This is a genomic window from Nocardia sp. NPDC057455, from assembly GCF_042802775.1.
Lineage (GTDB): Bacteria > Actinomycetota > Actinomycetes > Mycobacteriales > Mycobacteriaceae > Nocardia.
Genome location: NZ_JBHVDM010000012.1, coordinates 84,502 through 100,531 on the forward strand (window position 1 = coordinate 84,502; position 16,030 = coordinate 100,531).

Annotated in this window: 16 protein-coding genes; 9 read left to right on the forward strand and 7 right to left on the reverse strand. The window is 68.8% G+C overall.

Translation table 11 applies throughout. The features are described 5' to 3' along the window. Positions 1-5: 5 nt before the first annotated feature. A complete protein-coding gene (treY, locus tag ACFU5M_RS07470; RefSeq protein WP_379045404.1) occupies positions 6-2,414 on the forward strand; it encodes a malto-oligosyltrehalose synthase in 2,409 nt (802 codons plus the stop codon). On the opposite strand, the gene ACFU5M_RS07475 is transcribed toward treY, so the two are convergent. Together ACFU5M_RS07475 and ACFU5M_RS07480 are read right to left on the reverse strand one after the other, a co-directional pair. After that, positions 2,400-3,611 carry a DUF2235 domain-containing protein gene (locus tag ACFU5M_RS07475; protein ID WP_379045321.1) on the reverse strand — a complete coding sequence of 404 codons (1,212 nt, stop codon included), beginning with the start codon at positions 3,609-3,611 and terminating at the stop codon, positions 2,400-2,402. The genes treY and ACFU5M_RS07475 overlap by 15 nt on opposite strands. 93 nt (positions 3,612-3,704) lie before the next feature. After that, positions 3,705-3,938: a hypothetical protein gene (locus ACFU5M_RS07480; protein WP_379045324.1), complete on the reverse strand. Its 234-nt coding sequence runs from the start codon at positions 3,936-3,938 to the stop codon at positions 3,705-3,707. Between the two features lie 88 nt (positions 3,939-4,026). On the opposite strand from ACFU5M_RS07480, the gene ACFU5M_RS07485 reads away from it, so the two are divergent. Together ACFU5M_RS07485 and ilvA are read left to right on the forward strand one after the other, a co-directional pair. Continuing rightward, complete coding sequence (locus ACFU5M_RS07485) at positions 4,027-4,461, forward strand: nitroreductase family deazaflavin-dependent oxidoreductase (protein WP_379045327.1); 435 nt, start codon at positions 4,027-4,029, stop codon at positions 4,459-4,461. 74 nt (positions 4,462-4,535) lie between these two features. Then, positions 4,536-5,891 carry a threonine ammonia-lyase IlvA gene (gene ilvA / locus ACFU5M_RS07490; protein WP_379045330.1) on the forward strand — a complete coding sequence of 452 codons (1,356 nt, stop codon included), beginning with the start codon at positions 4,536-4,538 and terminating at the stop codon, positions 5,889-5,891. 168 nt (positions 5,892-6,059) lie between these two features. Here ilvA and ACFU5M_RS07495 read toward each other — a convergent pair whose 3' ends face one another. Together ACFU5M_RS07495 and treZ are read right to left on the reverse strand one after the other, a co-directional pair. Beyond that, positions 6,060-7,310, reverse strand: coding sequence for a serine hydrolase domain-containing protein (locus ACFU5M_RS07495; RefSeq protein WP_379045333.1), 1,251 nt, complete (start codon positions 7,308-7,310; stop codon positions 6,060-6,062). Between the two features lie 110 nt (positions 7,311-7,420). Then, on the reverse strand, positions 7,421-9,163 hold the full coding sequence (treZ, locus tag ACFU5M_RS07500) for a malto-oligosyltrehalose trehalohydrolase (RefSeq protein ID WP_379045336.1): 1,743 nt from the start codon (positions 9,161-9,163) through the stop codon (positions 7,421-7,423). 388 nt (positions 9,164-9,551) lie between these two features. Here treZ and ACFU5M_RS07505 point away from each other — a divergent pair, with 388 nt between their 5' ends. Continuing rightward, positions 9,552-10,169, forward strand: coding sequence for a class I SAM-dependent methyltransferase (locus ACFU5M_RS07505; RefSeq protein ID WP_379045339.1), 618 nt, complete (start codon positions 9,552-9,554; stop codon positions 10,167-10,169). Between the two features lie 3 nt (positions 10,170-10,172). On the opposite strand, the gene ACFU5M_RS07510 is transcribed toward ACFU5M_RS07505, so the two are convergent. Continuing rightward, positions 10,173-10,574, reverse strand: a complete 402-nt coding sequence (locus tag ACFU5M_RS07510) for a PPC domain-containing protein (protein ID WP_379045342.1) — start codon at positions 10,572-10,574, stop codon at positions 10,173-10,175. Positions 10,575-10,733: 159 nt separating this feature from the next. Here ACFU5M_RS07510 and ACFU5M_RS07515 point away from each other — a divergent pair, with 159 nt between their 5' ends. The 5 genes from ACFU5M_RS07515 (at position 10,734) to ACFU5M_RS07535 (ending at position 14,274) form a co-directional block, all read left to right on the forward strand. Beyond that, complete coding sequence (locus tag ACFU5M_RS07515) at positions 10,734-11,306, forward strand: TetR/AcrR family transcriptional regulator (RefSeq protein ID WP_379045345.1); 573 nt, start codon at positions 10,734-10,736, stop codon at positions 11,304-11,306. A 73-nt stretch (positions 11,307-11,379) separates the two neighbouring features. Beyond that, a complete protein-coding gene (locus ACFU5M_RS07520) occupies positions 11,380-12,576 on the forward strand; it encodes a Cmx/CmrA family chloramphenicol efflux MFS transporter (protein WP_379045348.1) in 1,197 nt (398 codons plus the stop codon). Between the two features lie 442 nt (positions 12,577-13,018). Beyond that, positions 13,019-13,723: a hypothetical protein gene (locus ACFU5M_RS07525; protein WP_379045351.1), complete on the forward strand. Its 705-nt coding sequence runs from the start codon at positions 13,019-13,021 to the stop codon at positions 13,721-13,723. A 21-nt stretch (positions 13,724-13,744) separates the two neighbouring features. Next, a complete protein-coding gene (locus ACFU5M_RS07530) occupies positions 13,745-14,077 on the forward strand; it encodes a hypothetical protein (RefSeq protein WP_379045353.1) in 333 nt (110 codons plus the stop codon). Beyond that, complete coding sequence (locus ACFU5M_RS07535; RefSeq protein WP_379045356.1) at positions 14,074-14,274, forward strand: hypothetical protein; 201 nt, start codon at positions 14,074-14,076, stop codon at positions 14,272-14,274. Before ACFU5M_RS07530 ends, ACFU5M_RS07535 begins: the two co-directional genes overlap by 4 nt. A 164-nt stretch (positions 14,275-14,438) precedes the next feature. On the opposite strand, the gene ACFU5M_RS07540 is transcribed toward ACFU5M_RS07535, so the two are convergent. Both ACFU5M_RS07540 and ACFU5M_RS07545 read right to left on the reverse strand, forming a co-directional pair. Continuing rightward, positions 14,439-15,161, reverse strand: a complete 723-nt coding sequence (locus ACFU5M_RS07540) for a hypothetical protein (protein WP_379045359.1) — start codon at positions 15,159-15,161, stop codon at positions 14,439-14,441. A 16-nt stretch (positions 15,162-15,177) separates the two neighbouring features. Next, positions 15,178-15,822, reverse strand: a complete 645-nt coding sequence (locus ACFU5M_RS07545) for a hypothetical protein (RefSeq protein WP_379045362.1) — start codon at positions 15,820-15,822, stop codon at positions 15,178-15,180. Between the last annotated feature and the right edge of the window lie 208 nt (positions 15,823-16,030).

Below are 16,030 nucleotides of genomic sequence, written 5' to 3' on the forward strand. Positions count from 1 at the left end.
CCGAGATGCATGTGACCGACCCGGTATCCCTGCGACGCAAGCCCGCCCGCCAGACGACGATCCGCAGCGTCTACCGGCTTCAGCTACGACCGGACGCGCTGACCTTCGCCGAAGCGCGCGCCATCGCGGAATACCTTCAGCAGCTGGGCATCTCACATCTCTACCTGTCACCGATCCTGACCGCGACGCACGGCTCGACGCACGGCTACGACGTCACCGATCCGACCACCGTCTCCGCCGCCCTCGGCGGGCCGACCGGGCTCAAGGCCCTCGCCGACGAGGTGCGCAGCCGCGGCATGGGACTGATCGTGGACCTGGTGCCCAATCACGTCGGCGTGGCCGATCCGCGGCAGAACGCCTGGTGGTGGGACGTCCTGCGGAACGGTCAGGAGTCGAGATTCGCGCCGTATTTCGACATCGACTGGAGCCCGGGCAACGGCGCGGGCGGACGGCTGGCACTGCCGGTGTTGCAGAGCGAGAACGACCCGGCCGCCTTGACCGTGGACCGCTCCGGCGCCGAACCCATGCTCGCGCTGCACGATCTGCGTTTCCCCATCGCGCCGGGCACCGACGGTGACAACGCCCTGCGCATCCACGACAAGCAGCACTACCGGCTGGTGAGCTGGAAGGCCGGGCTGTGTACCTATCGGCGGTTCTTCGCGGTCAGCAGCCTGGCCGCGATCCGGCAGGAGAACGCCGAGGTCTTCGAGGTCACCCACCGGGAGCTCGCCGCGTGGTGCGAGCACGACCTCATCGACGGCGTGCGCATCGACCATCCGGACGGCCTGGCCGATCCGGCCGGCTACCTCACCCGCCTGCGCAGGCTGATCGGCCCGCACCGGCTGCTGCTGGTGGAGAAGATTTTGGCCAACCGCGAGCCGTTGGACGCGACGCTGCCGATCGACGGCACCACCGGCTACGAGGCGCTGGCCGACTTCGGCGGCGTGCTGATCGATCCGCGCGGGGAACACGCGCTCACCGAACTCTCACGCCGGGTCGCCGGGCACGGCAGCGACCGGGCCTGGATCGGCGAGACCGAGCACCGGATCAAGCGCGCGGTCGCGGAGACCATTCTGACGCCGGAGATCCGGCGGTTGGTGGCCGCGATCAAACAGGACGCGAACGCCGAGAGTTTCGACACCATGGCGCTGACCAACGCCACCATCGAGGTGCTGGCGTTCATGCCGGTGTACCGGGCCGACTACGCGCCGCTGGCCGGGATGGCGGGCGCGGTGATCGCCGAGGTGGAAAAGCGCAACAGCGAGCTCACCGCGCCACTGGCGGTCCTGGTGGCGGCGCTGGCCGCCGACGGGGCCGCGGCGGTGCGTTTCAGCCAGGTCTGCGGGGCGGTGACCGCGAAGGCGGTCGAGGACACCATGTTCTATCAGGCCGCGCGGCTGGTCTCGTTGCAGGAGGTCGGCGGCAACCCGGCGCGTTTCGGTCATTCGCTCAACGAGTTCCACCTGTCCAGCAGCCAGCGCGCGCAGCTGTGGCCCGCGACCCTGACGACGCTGTCCACGCACGACACCAAACGCGGCGAGGACGTACGCGCCCGCATCGGCGTGCTGTCCCAGGCCGCGGAGACCTGGGCGCGCAACGTCGACTCCTGGCTGGAGACCACTCCGGCGCCGGACGGGACGACGGCGCTGTTCCTGCTGCAGAACATGTTCGGGGTGTGGCCCGCGGACGGCAGGCCGGCCGCCTCGGTTCCCGGCCTGCGTGAACGCCTGCACGCGTTCGCCGAGAAAGCGATTCGGGAGGCGAACACCAAGACGTCCTGGGAGGAGCCCGACGCCGAGTTCGAGTCCGCCGTGCACGCGTGGCTGGACGCGGTGATCGACGGGCCGGTGGGCTCCGAACTCGGCGACCTGGTTCACGAGCTGGCTCCGCACGCCTGGTCGGACTCGCTGTCGCAGAAACTCCTGCAACTGTGCGGTCCGGGCATCCCGGACGTCTACCAGGGCTGCGAACTGTGGGAGGACTCCCTCGTCGACCCGGACAACCGCAGGCCGGTGGACTTCGCCGCCCGCGCGGGCATGCTGCAATCGCTCACCGGCACACCGGCGCTGGACACCACCGGCGCCGCGAAGATGTGGATCGTCGCCTACGCGCTGTGGTTGCGCCGCGAACGTCCCGACTGCTTCGTCGGCGGCACCTACCGGCCGCTGTTCGCCACCGGCGATCACGCGGCCAAGGTGGTGTCCTACGCCCGCGGCCGCACGGGCGAGCCGCCCGAGGTGATCGTCGCCGCCACCCGGCACAGCGTGAGCCTGGCCTCGAGCGGGTGGGGCGACACCTTCCTCGACCTGCCCGCGGGCAGCTGGACCGACCGGTTGACCGGCCACACCTTCCAGGGCCGGGCGAGGCTGGAGAAGATGTTCGGCAGGCTGCCCGTCGCGCTACTGGTGCGCTGAGAGCTCGAGCGGGGGCGCGTCGGCCAGCACGGTCACCCGCTCGAGTTCCTTCGCGAAAACGCCGCGAACCTGCTCGAAGGTCTTCTCCGGAATCACGCCGCCCAGCTCTTCGCGCCAGCGCCGCAGGTTCGCGGGATGGTAGTCCAGCGCGTCCTGTGTGCTGACCGACAGCCGTACGCCCTGATCGGTGGGCGTGTGGATCCGCCGCCAGGAATCCCAGTGGAAGCGGCGACTTCGCGGGTTGCGCAGCGTCCGCAGCAGATTCAGGATGCGATAGCCGATGCTCAGAGAATCGTGCAACCGCATGTGGTCGCCGTTGGTGGTCTGGCAGCGCTTCGACAGCGCGTCCAGCCGATCCCGGTCGAAGGCCAGCCCGACCGACTCCGCCTCCCGGACCATCCACTGCAACGTCGCGTCGGACAGACCGCATTCGGCGTAGCCGCCGCCGATATCGCTGTGCACGCCGGGGAACCACACCTGCTTGACCCGCTCGAAACCGCGCCGGTACTTCACAGTCGGTTCGACCGGCACCTCCCACAGGGACGGTTCGAAGTTGCGCCGCCGTTCGTCGATGGCCAGTGCCTGCCGGGCGCAGTGCACGTGGCGGGAGAGTTTGACGTCGTGGAAGCGGTGCCGCAGCGAGGTGACGCCGGGGACGCCAAGCGCGCCGACGGTGTCGAACACGCCGAGGAAATCGATCTTCGCTCTCCGGCAGTTCTTCCGGCGGAACTCCTGCCATTCCTCCGGCTCGGCCGGATCCGGGTCTTCCGGCGTCGGCGCGGGCGGGCGCTGCCGATAGATGCGCAAGGCGTCCGGGTACTTGCCCGCGATCATCGCCTCCGGGGTCATGATCCCGATCCGGCTGATCAGGCCGGCCAGGCTGCGCGCGGTGAAGGCGCCGCGGCTGAAGCCGAAGATGTAGATCTCGTCGCCCTTTTCCCAGTTCAGGGCGAGATGCCAGTAGGCGGACGACAAATTCGCTTCGAGTCCGAGCCCGAAGGCGCCGCCCATCAGGCGATCGCTGAGGAATCCGCGCGCGCCCGGGCCGGAGACGTAGGTGACCCACTGCTGGATCGTCTCCCCCGCCGGGCCGGGCGCGTCGAACCGGATCGTCTGCGCGATCTTGACGATGTTCGAAACCGTGCTGCTCGACTCGGCCTTCCAGGTGCCGTCGCAACATACAACCAGGCGTTTCATGCGCTGATCCTCCCGCTGGTGTCCCACCGAAACCCGCGTACTCGACTACTCGAATTCATCGCGTGAGACGGGGAAGCGTTAATGCGGGGCGAGCTACGGCGTGTCGCCGGGCCGCTCGCCGAGACCAGCGAGGGCCATTCCGACCAGCCACCGCGCCGCCGCGAGCGCCGCCGCCGCGAGCACCGCGATCTGCGGCGAGCCCGTGATCAGCACCAGGACGAGGCAGGTCGCGAGCCCGACGATCAGTGCGTCGAGCTTGTAGGCCGGCCACGCGCTACCGGCGATGTCGATCGTGGTGCCGCGCGCCGAAGAGTGAACGACCGCCATCTGCTCAGGGTAGTCGGAATCGGAAGTTCGGGCCAGCGAACTTTTGTTCGCAGGGAACACATCGAATCGCCGCGATGTTGCCGCAGACATGCCACTGACAGGTGAATACGAACCGAGTACATCCGACTGGGCCCGCGAGCAAGCCGAGAAGTACGAGAACTCCGGCGGCACCGAGGGCGCGACCTTGCAGGGCAAGCCCATCATCCTGCTCACCACCAAGGGCGCGAAGAGCGGCAAGTTGCGCAAGACGCCGCTGATGCGAGTGGAGCACAACGGCGAATACGCCGTGGTCGCCTCTCTGGGCGGTGCGCCGAAGCACCCCGTCTGGTATCACAACATCAAGGCCGAACCGCATGTGGAGCTGCGCGACGGCACGGTCAACAAGGACTACACCGCGCGCGAGGTCTTCGGCGAGGAGAAGGCGCAATGGTGGGAGCGCGCGGTCGAGGTGTGGCCGGACTACGCGAACTACCAGACCAAGACCGACCGCGAGATCCCCGTCTTCGTCCTCACACCCAGGTAGTTCTACGCAGGTAGCCAGCGTGTCATCGCCACCCGCCGCAGCTCACGGGCACGGCGGGTGGCACCATGATTGGGGTGTCCAATCCGCTTGATGTCCTCGACGCATTGTCCGCTTCTCGCCCCGCGCTCACCGCGGACGAGATCGATGCTGCCGCCAAGCGAATTGCCGACGTCATCGACCCGACCCCGCTCCAGCACAGCGAGCGACTGTCCAAGCTGACCGGGGCGAACGTCTATCTGAAACGTGAAGACCTCAGCGCGGTCCGCTCCTACAAGCTGCGCGGCGCCTACAACCTGGTGGTCCAGCTGACCGAGGAGGAACGCGCCGCAGGCGTGGTCGCGGCCAGCGCGGGCAACCACGCGCAGGGCGTCGCGTTCGCCTGCCAGGCGATGGGGATCAAGGGCCGCATCTACGTGCCGACCACCACGCCGAAGCAGAAGCGTGATCGTATCCGCGTGCACGGCGGCGAGTTCGTAGAACTGATCGCGGTCGGTGAGACCTACGACGCCGCCGCCACGGCCGCCGCCGACGACGTGGAACGCACCGGCGCGACCATGGTGCCGCCGTTCGACGACGCGCGCACCGCGGCCGGGCAGGGCACCATCGCCGCGGAGATCCTGGAGCAGCTGGCCGGCCCACCCGACCTGGTGATCGTGCCGGTGGGCGGCGGCGGCTGCCTGGCCGGTATCGGCACCTACCTGCGGGCGCGTTCCCCGCGCACCGCCATCCTGGGCGTGGAGCCCGCGGGCGCGGCCTCGATGACCGCGGCCCTGGTTGCGGGGGGCCCGGTCACGCTGCCGGAGATCGACCCGTTCGTGGACGGCGCCGCGGTGCGCCGGGTCGGCGCCGTGCCGTACGGCGCGGTGGCCGGGTTCGGCGGACGAGTGGTCTCACACGCCTCGCTGCCGTTGCTGACCACCACCGAATCGCCGAGGGGCGCGGGCACATTCCAGATGATGCAGGTCGACGAGGGCGCGATCTGCACGACCATGCTCGACCTGTACCAGAACGAGGGCATCATCGCCGAGCCCGCGGGCGCGCTCACCACGACGGCGCTGGCGGAGATCAGCGTGGAGCCGGGCTCGACGGTGGTGTGCCTGGTGTCCGGCGGCAACAACGACGTGTCCCGCTACGGCGAGATCATCGAGCGTTCGCTCGTGCACAGCGGCCTGAAACACTACTTCCTGGTGGATTTCCCGCAGGAACCCGGCGCGCTGCGCCGCTTCCTCAACGAGGTGCTCGGTCCCGAGGACGACATCACCCTGTTCGAGTACGTCAAGCGCAACAACCGGGAGACGGGCGCGGCGCTGGTCGGCATCGAACTTGGCGCGCCGGATGGGTTGGGGCCGCTGCTGGAGCGGATGCGCCATTCCCCGATCCAGTGCGAGCGCCTCGAGCCCGATTCTCCGGCCTACCGCTACCTGACCTGAGCCGGATCTACGGCGGGTCGCCCACTCGAGCCGGACCGCCACCGGACCGACCAGACCCGAGCCGGACCGCCAGGTCGACCCCCCTGAGCCCCGGACCACCACCAGGTCAACCCGACCCCAGCCGGACTGCCACCGGACCGACCCGGCCCGAGCCGGACCGCCGCGGGGTCAGGCCGCCTTGGGCGTCTCCGTTGCCGGGATCCGGCGGCGGGAAGCGCGCAGGCAGTTCATCATGAGCGGCAACAGCCAGAATGCCACCGTCTGGTCGTAGCTGAGCTGCGCGGCGGAGAGCCGGTTGTGCACGAAGCCGACAGACAGGCCGAGCCGGGGTTCGGCCCAGCCGAATGAGCCGCCGAGACCGATGTGCCCGAACCCGGCGTGGGCGCCCGGCACCGGCAGCGAGTGATAGCCGAGCCGCCACATCATCGGCAGGTAGAACAGGGCGCGGTCGGGCTGATAGGTCTCGACGCGGCGCAGCGCCTTCATGGTGCGACGGCCGAGGTACCTGCCGCCCGCCACGGTGCCGTCGCCCGCGAGCGCTCCGTACATCGTGGCCAGCGCGGGCGCGGTGGCCACACCGTTGCCGGCGCCGAGTTCGGTCTCCAGGATCGGCGGGCTTGCGCCCTCGAGAATGGCTTCCAGTCCGGGCAGGAACAGGCAGCGGGTGGCGGCGCCGAGCGCGCCGGGGATCCGGTGGCTGCGGCCGAGAACCGCGGCCCCCAGCGGCTTTCCGAGCATGCTCAGCTGGGTGCCCGCGAGCGGCGCGTAGGTGATCGCCGCACCGGCAGGTGGCTTTCCGAGATACAGGCCGTCGATGCCGAGCGGCTCGGCGACCTCGGTGCGGATCAGTTCGGCCAGGCTGGTGCCGGTGATGGCGCGGGCAAGGCCCCCGACCAGCCAGCCGAAGGTGAGCGCGTGGTAGGTGGGCACACCGAGCGAGCGGTCGGGCTTCGCCGCGGCCAGGCGCTGCTCCATGAGCTCGTGATCCAGCACGTCGGCCAGTCCGCCGGTGGCGATCGGGGCCAGCGCGGACAGTCCCGCCCGGTGGGTGAGCAGCTGGCGGACGGTGATCTTGCGCTTGCCGTTGGCGCCGAATTCCGGCCAGTACTCAGCGACGGGGGCGGAATAGTCGAGCAGCCCGCGGTCGGCGAGACGATGCACGACGGTGGCGGCGATCCCCTTGGTGGCCGAGAAGATGATCGTGCCGGTGTCTCTGTTCCACGGAGCGTCACCAGCGGAACCGACCCAGATGTCGATCAGCGGCTCTCCGTGCCGGTGCAGCGTGAACGCCGCGCCCGCACCCCGGCGAGTGCCGAACGCCCGTGCGAAAGCACGCACGAACGGTGCGAATTCGGCGGCTGCGCTGCCACCCATCCCCGGGGGAAGAACCGCGAGGTCCCCGGAAGCGACGTTGCTCATCTCTCCACGGTAATGGCATGGGACGATTCCGGCAAAGTGCCCGTCTCGGACAGTTGCCCGCCCGTGATCCCGAAACCGCCCGAAAGGCGGCCCGGAGCTGGGATTCCACGCTATCGGCGCGGGCCGGGCAGCGCGGTTTCCAGCAGGGTGAAGGAGTGACCGGGAACGGTTGTGGCGGAAGGGCCGATCGTCGGGGATTCCCAGGACAGCAGCGGGAGGCCCGCGATCGGGATCGCGACCTGGTCCTCCCCGAGGTTGCACATCAGGGCCAGCGTGCCCCGGCGCACGACGATCCATCGCGCGGCCTCGTCGTAGTCCACCGAAACGTGGGTCAGCCAGGGGTCACTGAGCTCCGGCCGGTCGCGGCGCAGGGCGAGCAGGGCGCGGTAGCAGGACAGCAGCCGTGCGTGCTCCGGCTCGTCGGCTTCGGTCCAGTCGAGCTTGGAGCGCAAGAACGTCTTCACGTCCTGCGGGTCGGGCACCTCGCCCGCGGGCCAGCCGTGTGCGGCGAACTCCTTCTTGCGCCCGGATGCGGTGGCGGCGGCGACCTCTGGGTCGGTGTGCGAGGTGAAGAACTGGAACGGCGTGCGCGCCCCCCACTCCTCCCCCATGAACAGCATCGGCGTGAACGGGCCGCACAGGACGAGGGCCGCTTTGATCGCGAGCTGGCCGTCGGTCAAGTAGGAGCTAGGGCGATCACCGAGCGCCCGGTTGCCGATCTGATCGTGGTCGCAGGTGTAGGCCAGCAGGGCACTGCCCGGGATCAGGCCGCGATCGATCGGCCTGCCGTGTGTGCGGCCGCGGAAGCTGGAATACGTTGCCGCGTGGAAGAACCCGTGTTTCAGAGTGCGGGCGAGGCAGCGCAGCGAGCCGAAGTCGGCGTAATAGCCCTGTCGCTCACCGGAGACGGCGGTGTGCACGGCGTGGTGCAGGTCGTCGTTCCACTGCGCGGTCAGGCCGTAGCCACCGGCCGCGCGCGGGGTGATCAGCTTCGGATCGTTGAGATCGCTCTCCGCGATCAGCGTCAGCGGCCTGCGCACGTGGGTGGCGAGCCGCTCGACGGCCACCGACAACTCGGCCAGCAGGTGCGTGGCCGTGCGGTCGACGAGGGCGTGCACCGCGTCCAGGCGCAGCGCGTCGATGTGGAAATCGCGCAGCCAGCGCACCGCGGCGTCGAGGATGTATCCGCGCACCTGATCGGACTGCGGGCCGTCGAGGTTGAGGCTCTGCCCCCAGGTGTTGCGGCCCTCGGTCAGATACGGCGCGAAGCGCGGCAGGTAGTTGCCGGACGGACCGAGATGGTTGTAGACGACGTCCAGGCAGACCGCCAGCCCCCGGATATGGCAGGCGTTCACGAACCGTTGCAGACCGTCGGGCCCGCCGTAGCTCTCCTGCACCGCGTACCAGAGCACGCCGTCGTAGCCCCAGTTGTGCGCGCCGTCGAAGGCGTTCACCGGCATCACTTCGACCACGGTGACGCCCAACCCGACGAGATGGTCCAGCCGGTCGATCGCGGCGTCGAAGGTGCCTTCGGAGGTGAACGTTCCGATGTGCAGTTCGTAGTAGACCGCCCCGGCGTGCGGCCGCCCGGTCCAGTCCACATCGGTCCACCCCGCCGGATCGAGGGTGTGCAGCGCCGAACGGGCGTGCACCCCGTCGGGCTGGCGCGGCGAGCGGGGATCGGGTAGCACGGTCGGGTCGTCGTCGAGCAGGAAGCCGTATCTGGCCCCGCTCCCGGCCGGAACGTCGGTGCGCCACCACCCGTCCGGCGACCGAGTCATCGAGTGGACGACACCCTCCAGATCCAGTCGCACCGCCTCCGGCCGCGGCGCCCACACCTCGAACCTAGTCACCGCGCCAGCATCGCACGGACACGCCCGGCCCGCCGGATACGGACACCGGCCTCGGGCGCAGCGGCGCGCACAGCCACCGGATACGAGCACCGGCCTGACCACGACGGCGCGCATCAACACCAACACCGACCCAGGCACAACACCGCACAGCACCACGAACACCGACCCTCGGCACAACAGCGCGCACGGCCACCGACCCGACCGCAGCCGCGTGCGCACCCCCCGCACTCGACCACAGCGGCATGTGCGGTCCCGGCTCGCCTGCCAACCGACTGAAGTCGCTTCACTCGGTCCGCGCAACCACGGTGACCGGGCCGGGCGCGGGCGCCCACCGGGGTGTGGGCGTAGGACCCTGGCCCAGACGCGCGATGCCTGCAAGAGTGGAGGTGTGGGTGTCTATGCGGAACATGTGGTTCCCCGGATCGTCAACCTGGCCTGCGGGATGCGGGACCTGGATCCGCTGCGCGAGCGGGCCTGCGCCGATCTGCACGGGCAGGTCGTGGAAGTCGGTTTCGGTTCGGGATTGAACGTGCCGTTCTACCCGGCGACGGTCGCGTCGGTGCGAGCGGTCGAGCCCGCCGATCTGGGCTGGCGGCTGGCGAGCGACCGCGTCACCGCCGCCACCGTGCCGATCGAGCGGGCCGGTCTGGACGGGCAGGCGCTGCCCTTCCCGGACGACAGCTTCGACTGCGCGCTATCGACCTGGACCATGTGCACCATCCCCGACATCGCCGCCGCGCTCGCCGAGGTCCGCCGGGTGCTCATCCCCGGCGGGACCCTGCATTTCGTCGAACACGGGCTGGCGCCGGACGAGAAGGTACGTGTGTGGCAGCACCGGTTGAACCCGGTGCAGAAACGACTGTTCGGCGGCTGCCACCTCAACCGCGACATTCGCGGCCTGGTAGCAGACGCCGGTTTCGAGATCCGCGACGCCGAGTCGTTCTACGGGGAGCACGCTCCCCGCTTCCTGGTCGCCCAGACGCTCGGTGTCGCGGTCTCGCCCTGACGATCAGACGATGCGCACCGACAAGGTGTAGGTCGCGTTGCCACGGCTCGGCTCCACCGAAATGGTGTAGTAGCCACTCTTCGGCAACGTGATCCGGCTCCAGGTCTCCTCCGCGCACAAGACGCGTCCGTCCGGGCCGCTGGTGGTGAACCGCGCATTGCCCTCGACGGAGGTGAGCTCGAGGGTCAAGCTCTGCCCGGCCCGCGCCTCGAACGCGTAGGTGTCGGCGTCGCCGCGGATGACCGCGCCGTCGACCGATGTGTGATCGCTTCCCGGCGCGAACTCGATCGCGTAGACCGACCCCGCGTTCGCCGCGCCTGCCCCGACCGTCGTGACGGCGAACGCGGGCACGAACAGGGTGGCGCCGAGCACGAGCAGGCGCAGAGTGCGCAGGATGGCTTGCATGATGATCCTCGTTTCCTGGAGTGGACGACTTGCCCAGAACTGTGTGCGAACCCGCCTATCGGATGCTTAACGCCCGCTTGGATCTCCGAACACCTCAGGTCCGCAGCCCGCTCCAACCATATTGGAACGATCTGTTCAAAACTGTGCTAGCGTGACCCCATGCCACGACCGAGATTGTTCGACGAGGACCGCGCGGTGGACGCGGCGATGCACGCCTTCTGGCGCACGGGATACGAGGCGACCTCCACCGAAGACCTCTGTGTCGCGACCGGACTCGGCCGCAGCAGCATCTACAACACGTTCACCAGCAAGCGCGAGCTCTTCGACCGCGCCCTGCGCCGCTACATGACGACGAAGAACGCCGCGACGTTCGACCTGCTCGACCGCCGAACCGAGGTGCGCGCCAAGATCCACGCCCTGCTGTGGCAGATCGTCGAGGCCTCCGACGAGGATCCACTCGGCTGCCTCGTCGTCAATTCGATGATCGAACTCGCTCCGCGCGATCCAGAACTGGCCGCCGTTCTCGCAGCCGATCACCAACGGCGACTCGCCGCGCTCACCGATGTCTTCGAAAGCGCCCGGCGCGCGGGCGAGATCGCCACGGACAAGGACCCGCGCGCGCTGGCCCACTTCGTGATCGCCACGATCAGCGGCATGCGGGTGGCCGCGCGAGGCGGCGCGGACCGCGAGACGCTGGCCGCCATCGCGACCACCGCCCTCGACGCCCTCTGACACCTTTCGCCCCGGCGACGGCTGTGCCGCGCCGCAATTTTGGATAGATCAGTACAAAACAAAGGAGGTACCGATGCCCGTGGCGATCTATGTCCTGGGTCTGTCGATCTTCGCCCAGGGCACCTCGGAGCTGATGCTCGCGGGCCTGCTCACCGAGATGGCCGGGGACCTGGGCGTCTCCGTGCCGCGCGCGGGGCTGCTCATCTCGGGGTTCGCCCTGGGCATGCTGGTGGGCGCGCCGGTGCTGGCGGTGGCGACGCTGCGCTGGTCGCGACGCACCGCCCTGCTGGCCTTTCTCGCGGTGTTCGTCGGCACGCACGTCGTCGGAGCGCTCACCTCGGACTACTGGGTGCTGTTCGCGACGCGGGTGGTCGGCGCGTTCGTCTACGCCGGATTCTGGGCGGTGGCCGCGACCACGGCGATCAGCCTCGTGCCTGCCACCGCGCGCGGCAAGGCGATGAGCATCGTCGCGGGCGGGCTCACCTTGGCCATCATCTTCGGGCTTCCTGCGGGCACCGTGATCGGACAACAGCTGGGCTGGCGGGCGGCGTTCTGGGCCGTCGCGCTGCTGTCGGCGGCGGCCGGGATCGGCGTGCTGGCGAAGATCCCCGGCGGACGGACCGACGCGCCGCTGCGACTGCGCACCGAACTGCGCACGATGATGCGTCCCGCGCTGTGGCTGTCCTACGCCACCACCGCACTGTCCATCGCCGCACTGATGGTCACCTTCGCCTACCTCGGCGCCCTGCTGTCGCGCGCCACCGGCGTGGCGGACGGCTGGATCCCGGTGGTACTCGGCATCTACGGGCTCGGCGCGTTCCTCGGCATCGTCATCGGTGGGCGCACCGCCGACGATCGCCCGCTCACCAGCCTGTACGTCGGCATCACCGGTGGCGTGCTCACCTCGGCGCTGCTCGCCGTCACGATGGAACACACCGTGCCCGTCGTACTGCTGTCGTTCCTGCTGGGCGCGTTCGGCTTCGGCATCAACCCCACCCTGAACAGCCGCGTCTTCGCCCTCGCGGGCGACGCGCCCACCCTGGCGGGAGCCACCAACATCTCCTCGTTCAACGTGGGCATCACCGCAGGCCCCTGGCTCGGCGGCCTGGCCATCAGCGCGGGCCTCGGCTACGACGCGGTGGCTTGGATCGGCGTAGCCCTCGGCCTGGCCGCCCTCGCCGTGGTCGCGTGCAGCCACGCCCTGCATCGCAAGGGGGTGGCGCGAGCATCGGTCGAGGCACCTGCCCCGGTACTGTCCGACGTCGGGTAGCTCCTCACACAAGCCGGCGTCCCCGGCCCGACATCACGCAGATCGGTTGCGGGGCCGCCGTTGTGGCGAGTGGCACGACCACCGCATCACCTCGGGTGGTTCGAGACCGACAGCGACTTCGTCCGGCCGCGGATGTGTCGCCATGCCTCGGCGATCGCGAGTAGCCCGCGTAACTCCGCGGCGATGTCCCGTGTCCCCCGTTGGATGGGGGTGCCGGGGCGTGCACCGGCTCGCGCTCGGGGATATCCGGCAGCTTCGGTGGCAATGGCCTCGGTGATGCGGCGGGCACCGATAGGTGGCTCACCACCGGCGGCCAGGGTGCCGGTCCGTTTCGGACGTCGGACTACGTGTGGACCGGTCCGGGCTCTGGGTGGATAGCCGACTTCATCCGACCGTCCGTTTTTGCCGTCAGGATGCTGTGCGCGTGCAGCACCATAGCCGCGTGACCCGACAACATGGAACCCTCTCCGTCGCACAAGTCCGAATCCTGCGGACGCCGAGCTACGGAGAGATCCTCACCGAACATCAGATCAAGCTGTCGGCCAGCCGCACCGAGCGAAAGCCCCGCCAAGCTCTGCCGAACCTCCTCACCCGCAAACTCACCGTGACCAGAGCCCGAAGAGGCCGCTACGAAATCACCCCAAGCGGCCGAAAAACGCTGGCGGCAAAGGCATCCGCCACACACTTCAAGATCAACGGCACATGGTGGAGAGCCTTCTCGCGAAATGCCGCAGCCATGTGCCACTCGACATCACCGGCCCAGGTGGGCGATGGAGGAATTCGAAATATGTTGCGTCATGGCGGGGGTGGTGAGGCTTTTGCTGCGCTGCCAGGGATTCGCGGTTTCGCCGAGGTCGAGCTGGCGCATCGGCAGATGCGACGGCACCTGGAATGCCGGATCGATCGGTGCGCGTGGAAGGCGGTCGCCTTTCACACCCTCGTGCGACACGGCCGGATCGTGCCGCAGAAGACGAGTCCACGCCAACGCGCGCACCAGCGTGGCATCGACTTCCCGACCGATCACACCGGTCTCGCGATGTCCGCCGACAGCATGCCGGAACCTCGAACTTTCCAGCAGGTGCTCGATGGTCTGCGCAAGCTCGCGGAGGACCTGCGCGCCGATCCGGGCTTCGGCTGCCAGCGGTAAGTGGGCGTGGGGATGTGCATCATGTTATCGAGCATCGCGGCGGTCTTCGCCGGGTGCGGGGCGGCGTTGCTCGCCGTCGGGTGCGTGTGGCCGACCGACCGGCCGCACCGCCCCTCCCCTCGGCGCGAGCCGGCTCACACGCAGCGCCACTCGCGCTCGATCCAATGGCCGGAAGTGTGGACCTGCGCCACCCCTGCCCAACCGTTGACCATCGCCGAGGCACACCACGCGATGCAGTCTCACCGCGACCACGACTGCGCCCGCAAGCGCGCCGCGTTCACCGCGCTGGTCACCGCCGGGCGCATCACGCCCGATTCCACACGACAACACCACCCCTGGAGGAATTGCCTGTGAATCGATCCGAGGGAGTCAGACCGGACCGCCGCGCGGAACGGCTCCGAGACCTCACCGACCGCGCAACCCGGGCGGGCTACTGCCTGGTGCGCGCTCCGGTTTCACCGCACGACTGGAAGCTGGTGGATGCCGAAGACGGTGGCGTCGTCGTCTCCGCCCCGAATCTCGAGCAGATCGAGCGATGGCTCGATTCCTGACCCCCAGTCAGCCTGCCGGGCAGGCCGGCCCACCTGTGGGCTGATTCCCGTCAGCGCCGAACCGCCCGTAAACTCACCGGCTTCATCGGGACGTTACCCAGGATGGGTGGTGCGCGGTCCACGCATCGCCGAATAGCAGAAAATGTGGGCGAGCTGAACTGCGGTCAGATCCCGGTGGCGACACCGGACCCGGCCGGGCCCATCCAGGCACGTAGATCCACGACGGTATTGCAGTAGTCGTCGGTGTCGTCGAGGACCGGTCGGCGCGCGAGATCGCCGCTACGGGCGAGCGACGCCAGCTCTTGGGCGAGGTAGGAGTAGCCGGTCGGGCGCCCGTCGGTCCCGCTGACGGCCAGATCGACGCCGTAGGTGTGGTCGGTGCGGGTCACACGGATATAGATGCGGCAGGTATCGGCCTCGGTGTAGAGGAATCCGGCGAAGCTGTAGTCGTCGGCGAACCACGGCAGGCCACCGCCGATCAGCAAGCTGAACAGACTGAACAGGCGCTGGTCACCGGAATCGACCGAGCCCGCGTAGTCGAACCCGACATCGTTCGCGGCGAGAACAGTATTGCCGTGACTGTCACGCGGCTGGTCCCGGTGAGCTGCCAGCAGGTGCGTGACGGCGGGCGCGACGGTGAACCGCGCATGGTCGACCGCACCGGTGACATCGAGCATGTGCCCTGCACCCGAGGTCAGTTCGTAATCGACCGCAATCCCGGGGCCCATCGTCGCGTCGGGCGACAGCACGATCCGGGCGTGCCCGGAACCGGCGCGTACCACCCCACGTACCCGGGGCTGGGCCGCAACACCGGCCGGTGCGAGGACGAGCGGAATCGTGCGGCACAGCAGCAGATCGAACCGGCCATCGGCGTCTGCGTCGGGCACCGAATTACCTCCTGGGTCAGCGGATCGTGTTCACCCAACCGGGACACACGTTCGTGCCTTCACAATATGCGGTGATCACCCCGATGTTCTTGCCATCCGTGACCTTGTGAGCCCGATCATCGGTCGCGCCGGCAGCCTGCACGATCACCCGCACCGTCAGCCGAACGCCACCCCTGTTGTCCACCGCCAAGCTGGTGTATTCAACCCGCGCACCGAACTCCTTGTCCGGGCGGTGGGTCTGGAAGGCCGCATGAATGGGCACGCGCGAGGTCAGATTGTGTTCGGATGCGTAGTGGGCGTAGCCGAGGAAATTATTCCCTTCCCGGACCGGGGCACTCACCCCGCGCAGATCGCGTTCGTCCCATTTGATAATCGCCCACCCGTCGCCCTGCTGCCGGCGCATCGGGCTGCGCACCACCGTCACAGATCCCGAACCCGCTTCAGCCACGACATCGGCGGCGGCCGGCGCGGGCTTCCCCCAGCGGGCCTGATACTGCTCCGGCGATAGAAAGACCAGTTCAGAACCTGGCTGCGCCGCAGCAGCAACACCTGCTGTAGTGACCACCAAGACGCCGGCACCGAACAGACCCCGTAGGACACTGACCATCATCCGGTAGGAACGTCCGCGCCGGAAACCTCTACACAGCAACGAATCTTTCATCGACAACCCCCCAAATCTTCGGAATGCGATCCTGCGAGGCCCCCGGCCACAGAAGCGATAAGTACCACTCTACGTATGCCAGAACCCTCCTGGCACAACAATTTTCTCAGCTCTTAGACCGCCATCTGCCCCATGTACCACAGCCGAGCCGACCTTGGACCGAACCAGCTGCCTGCACTGCTGCGACTTCTCGGCCGACATAGATGTG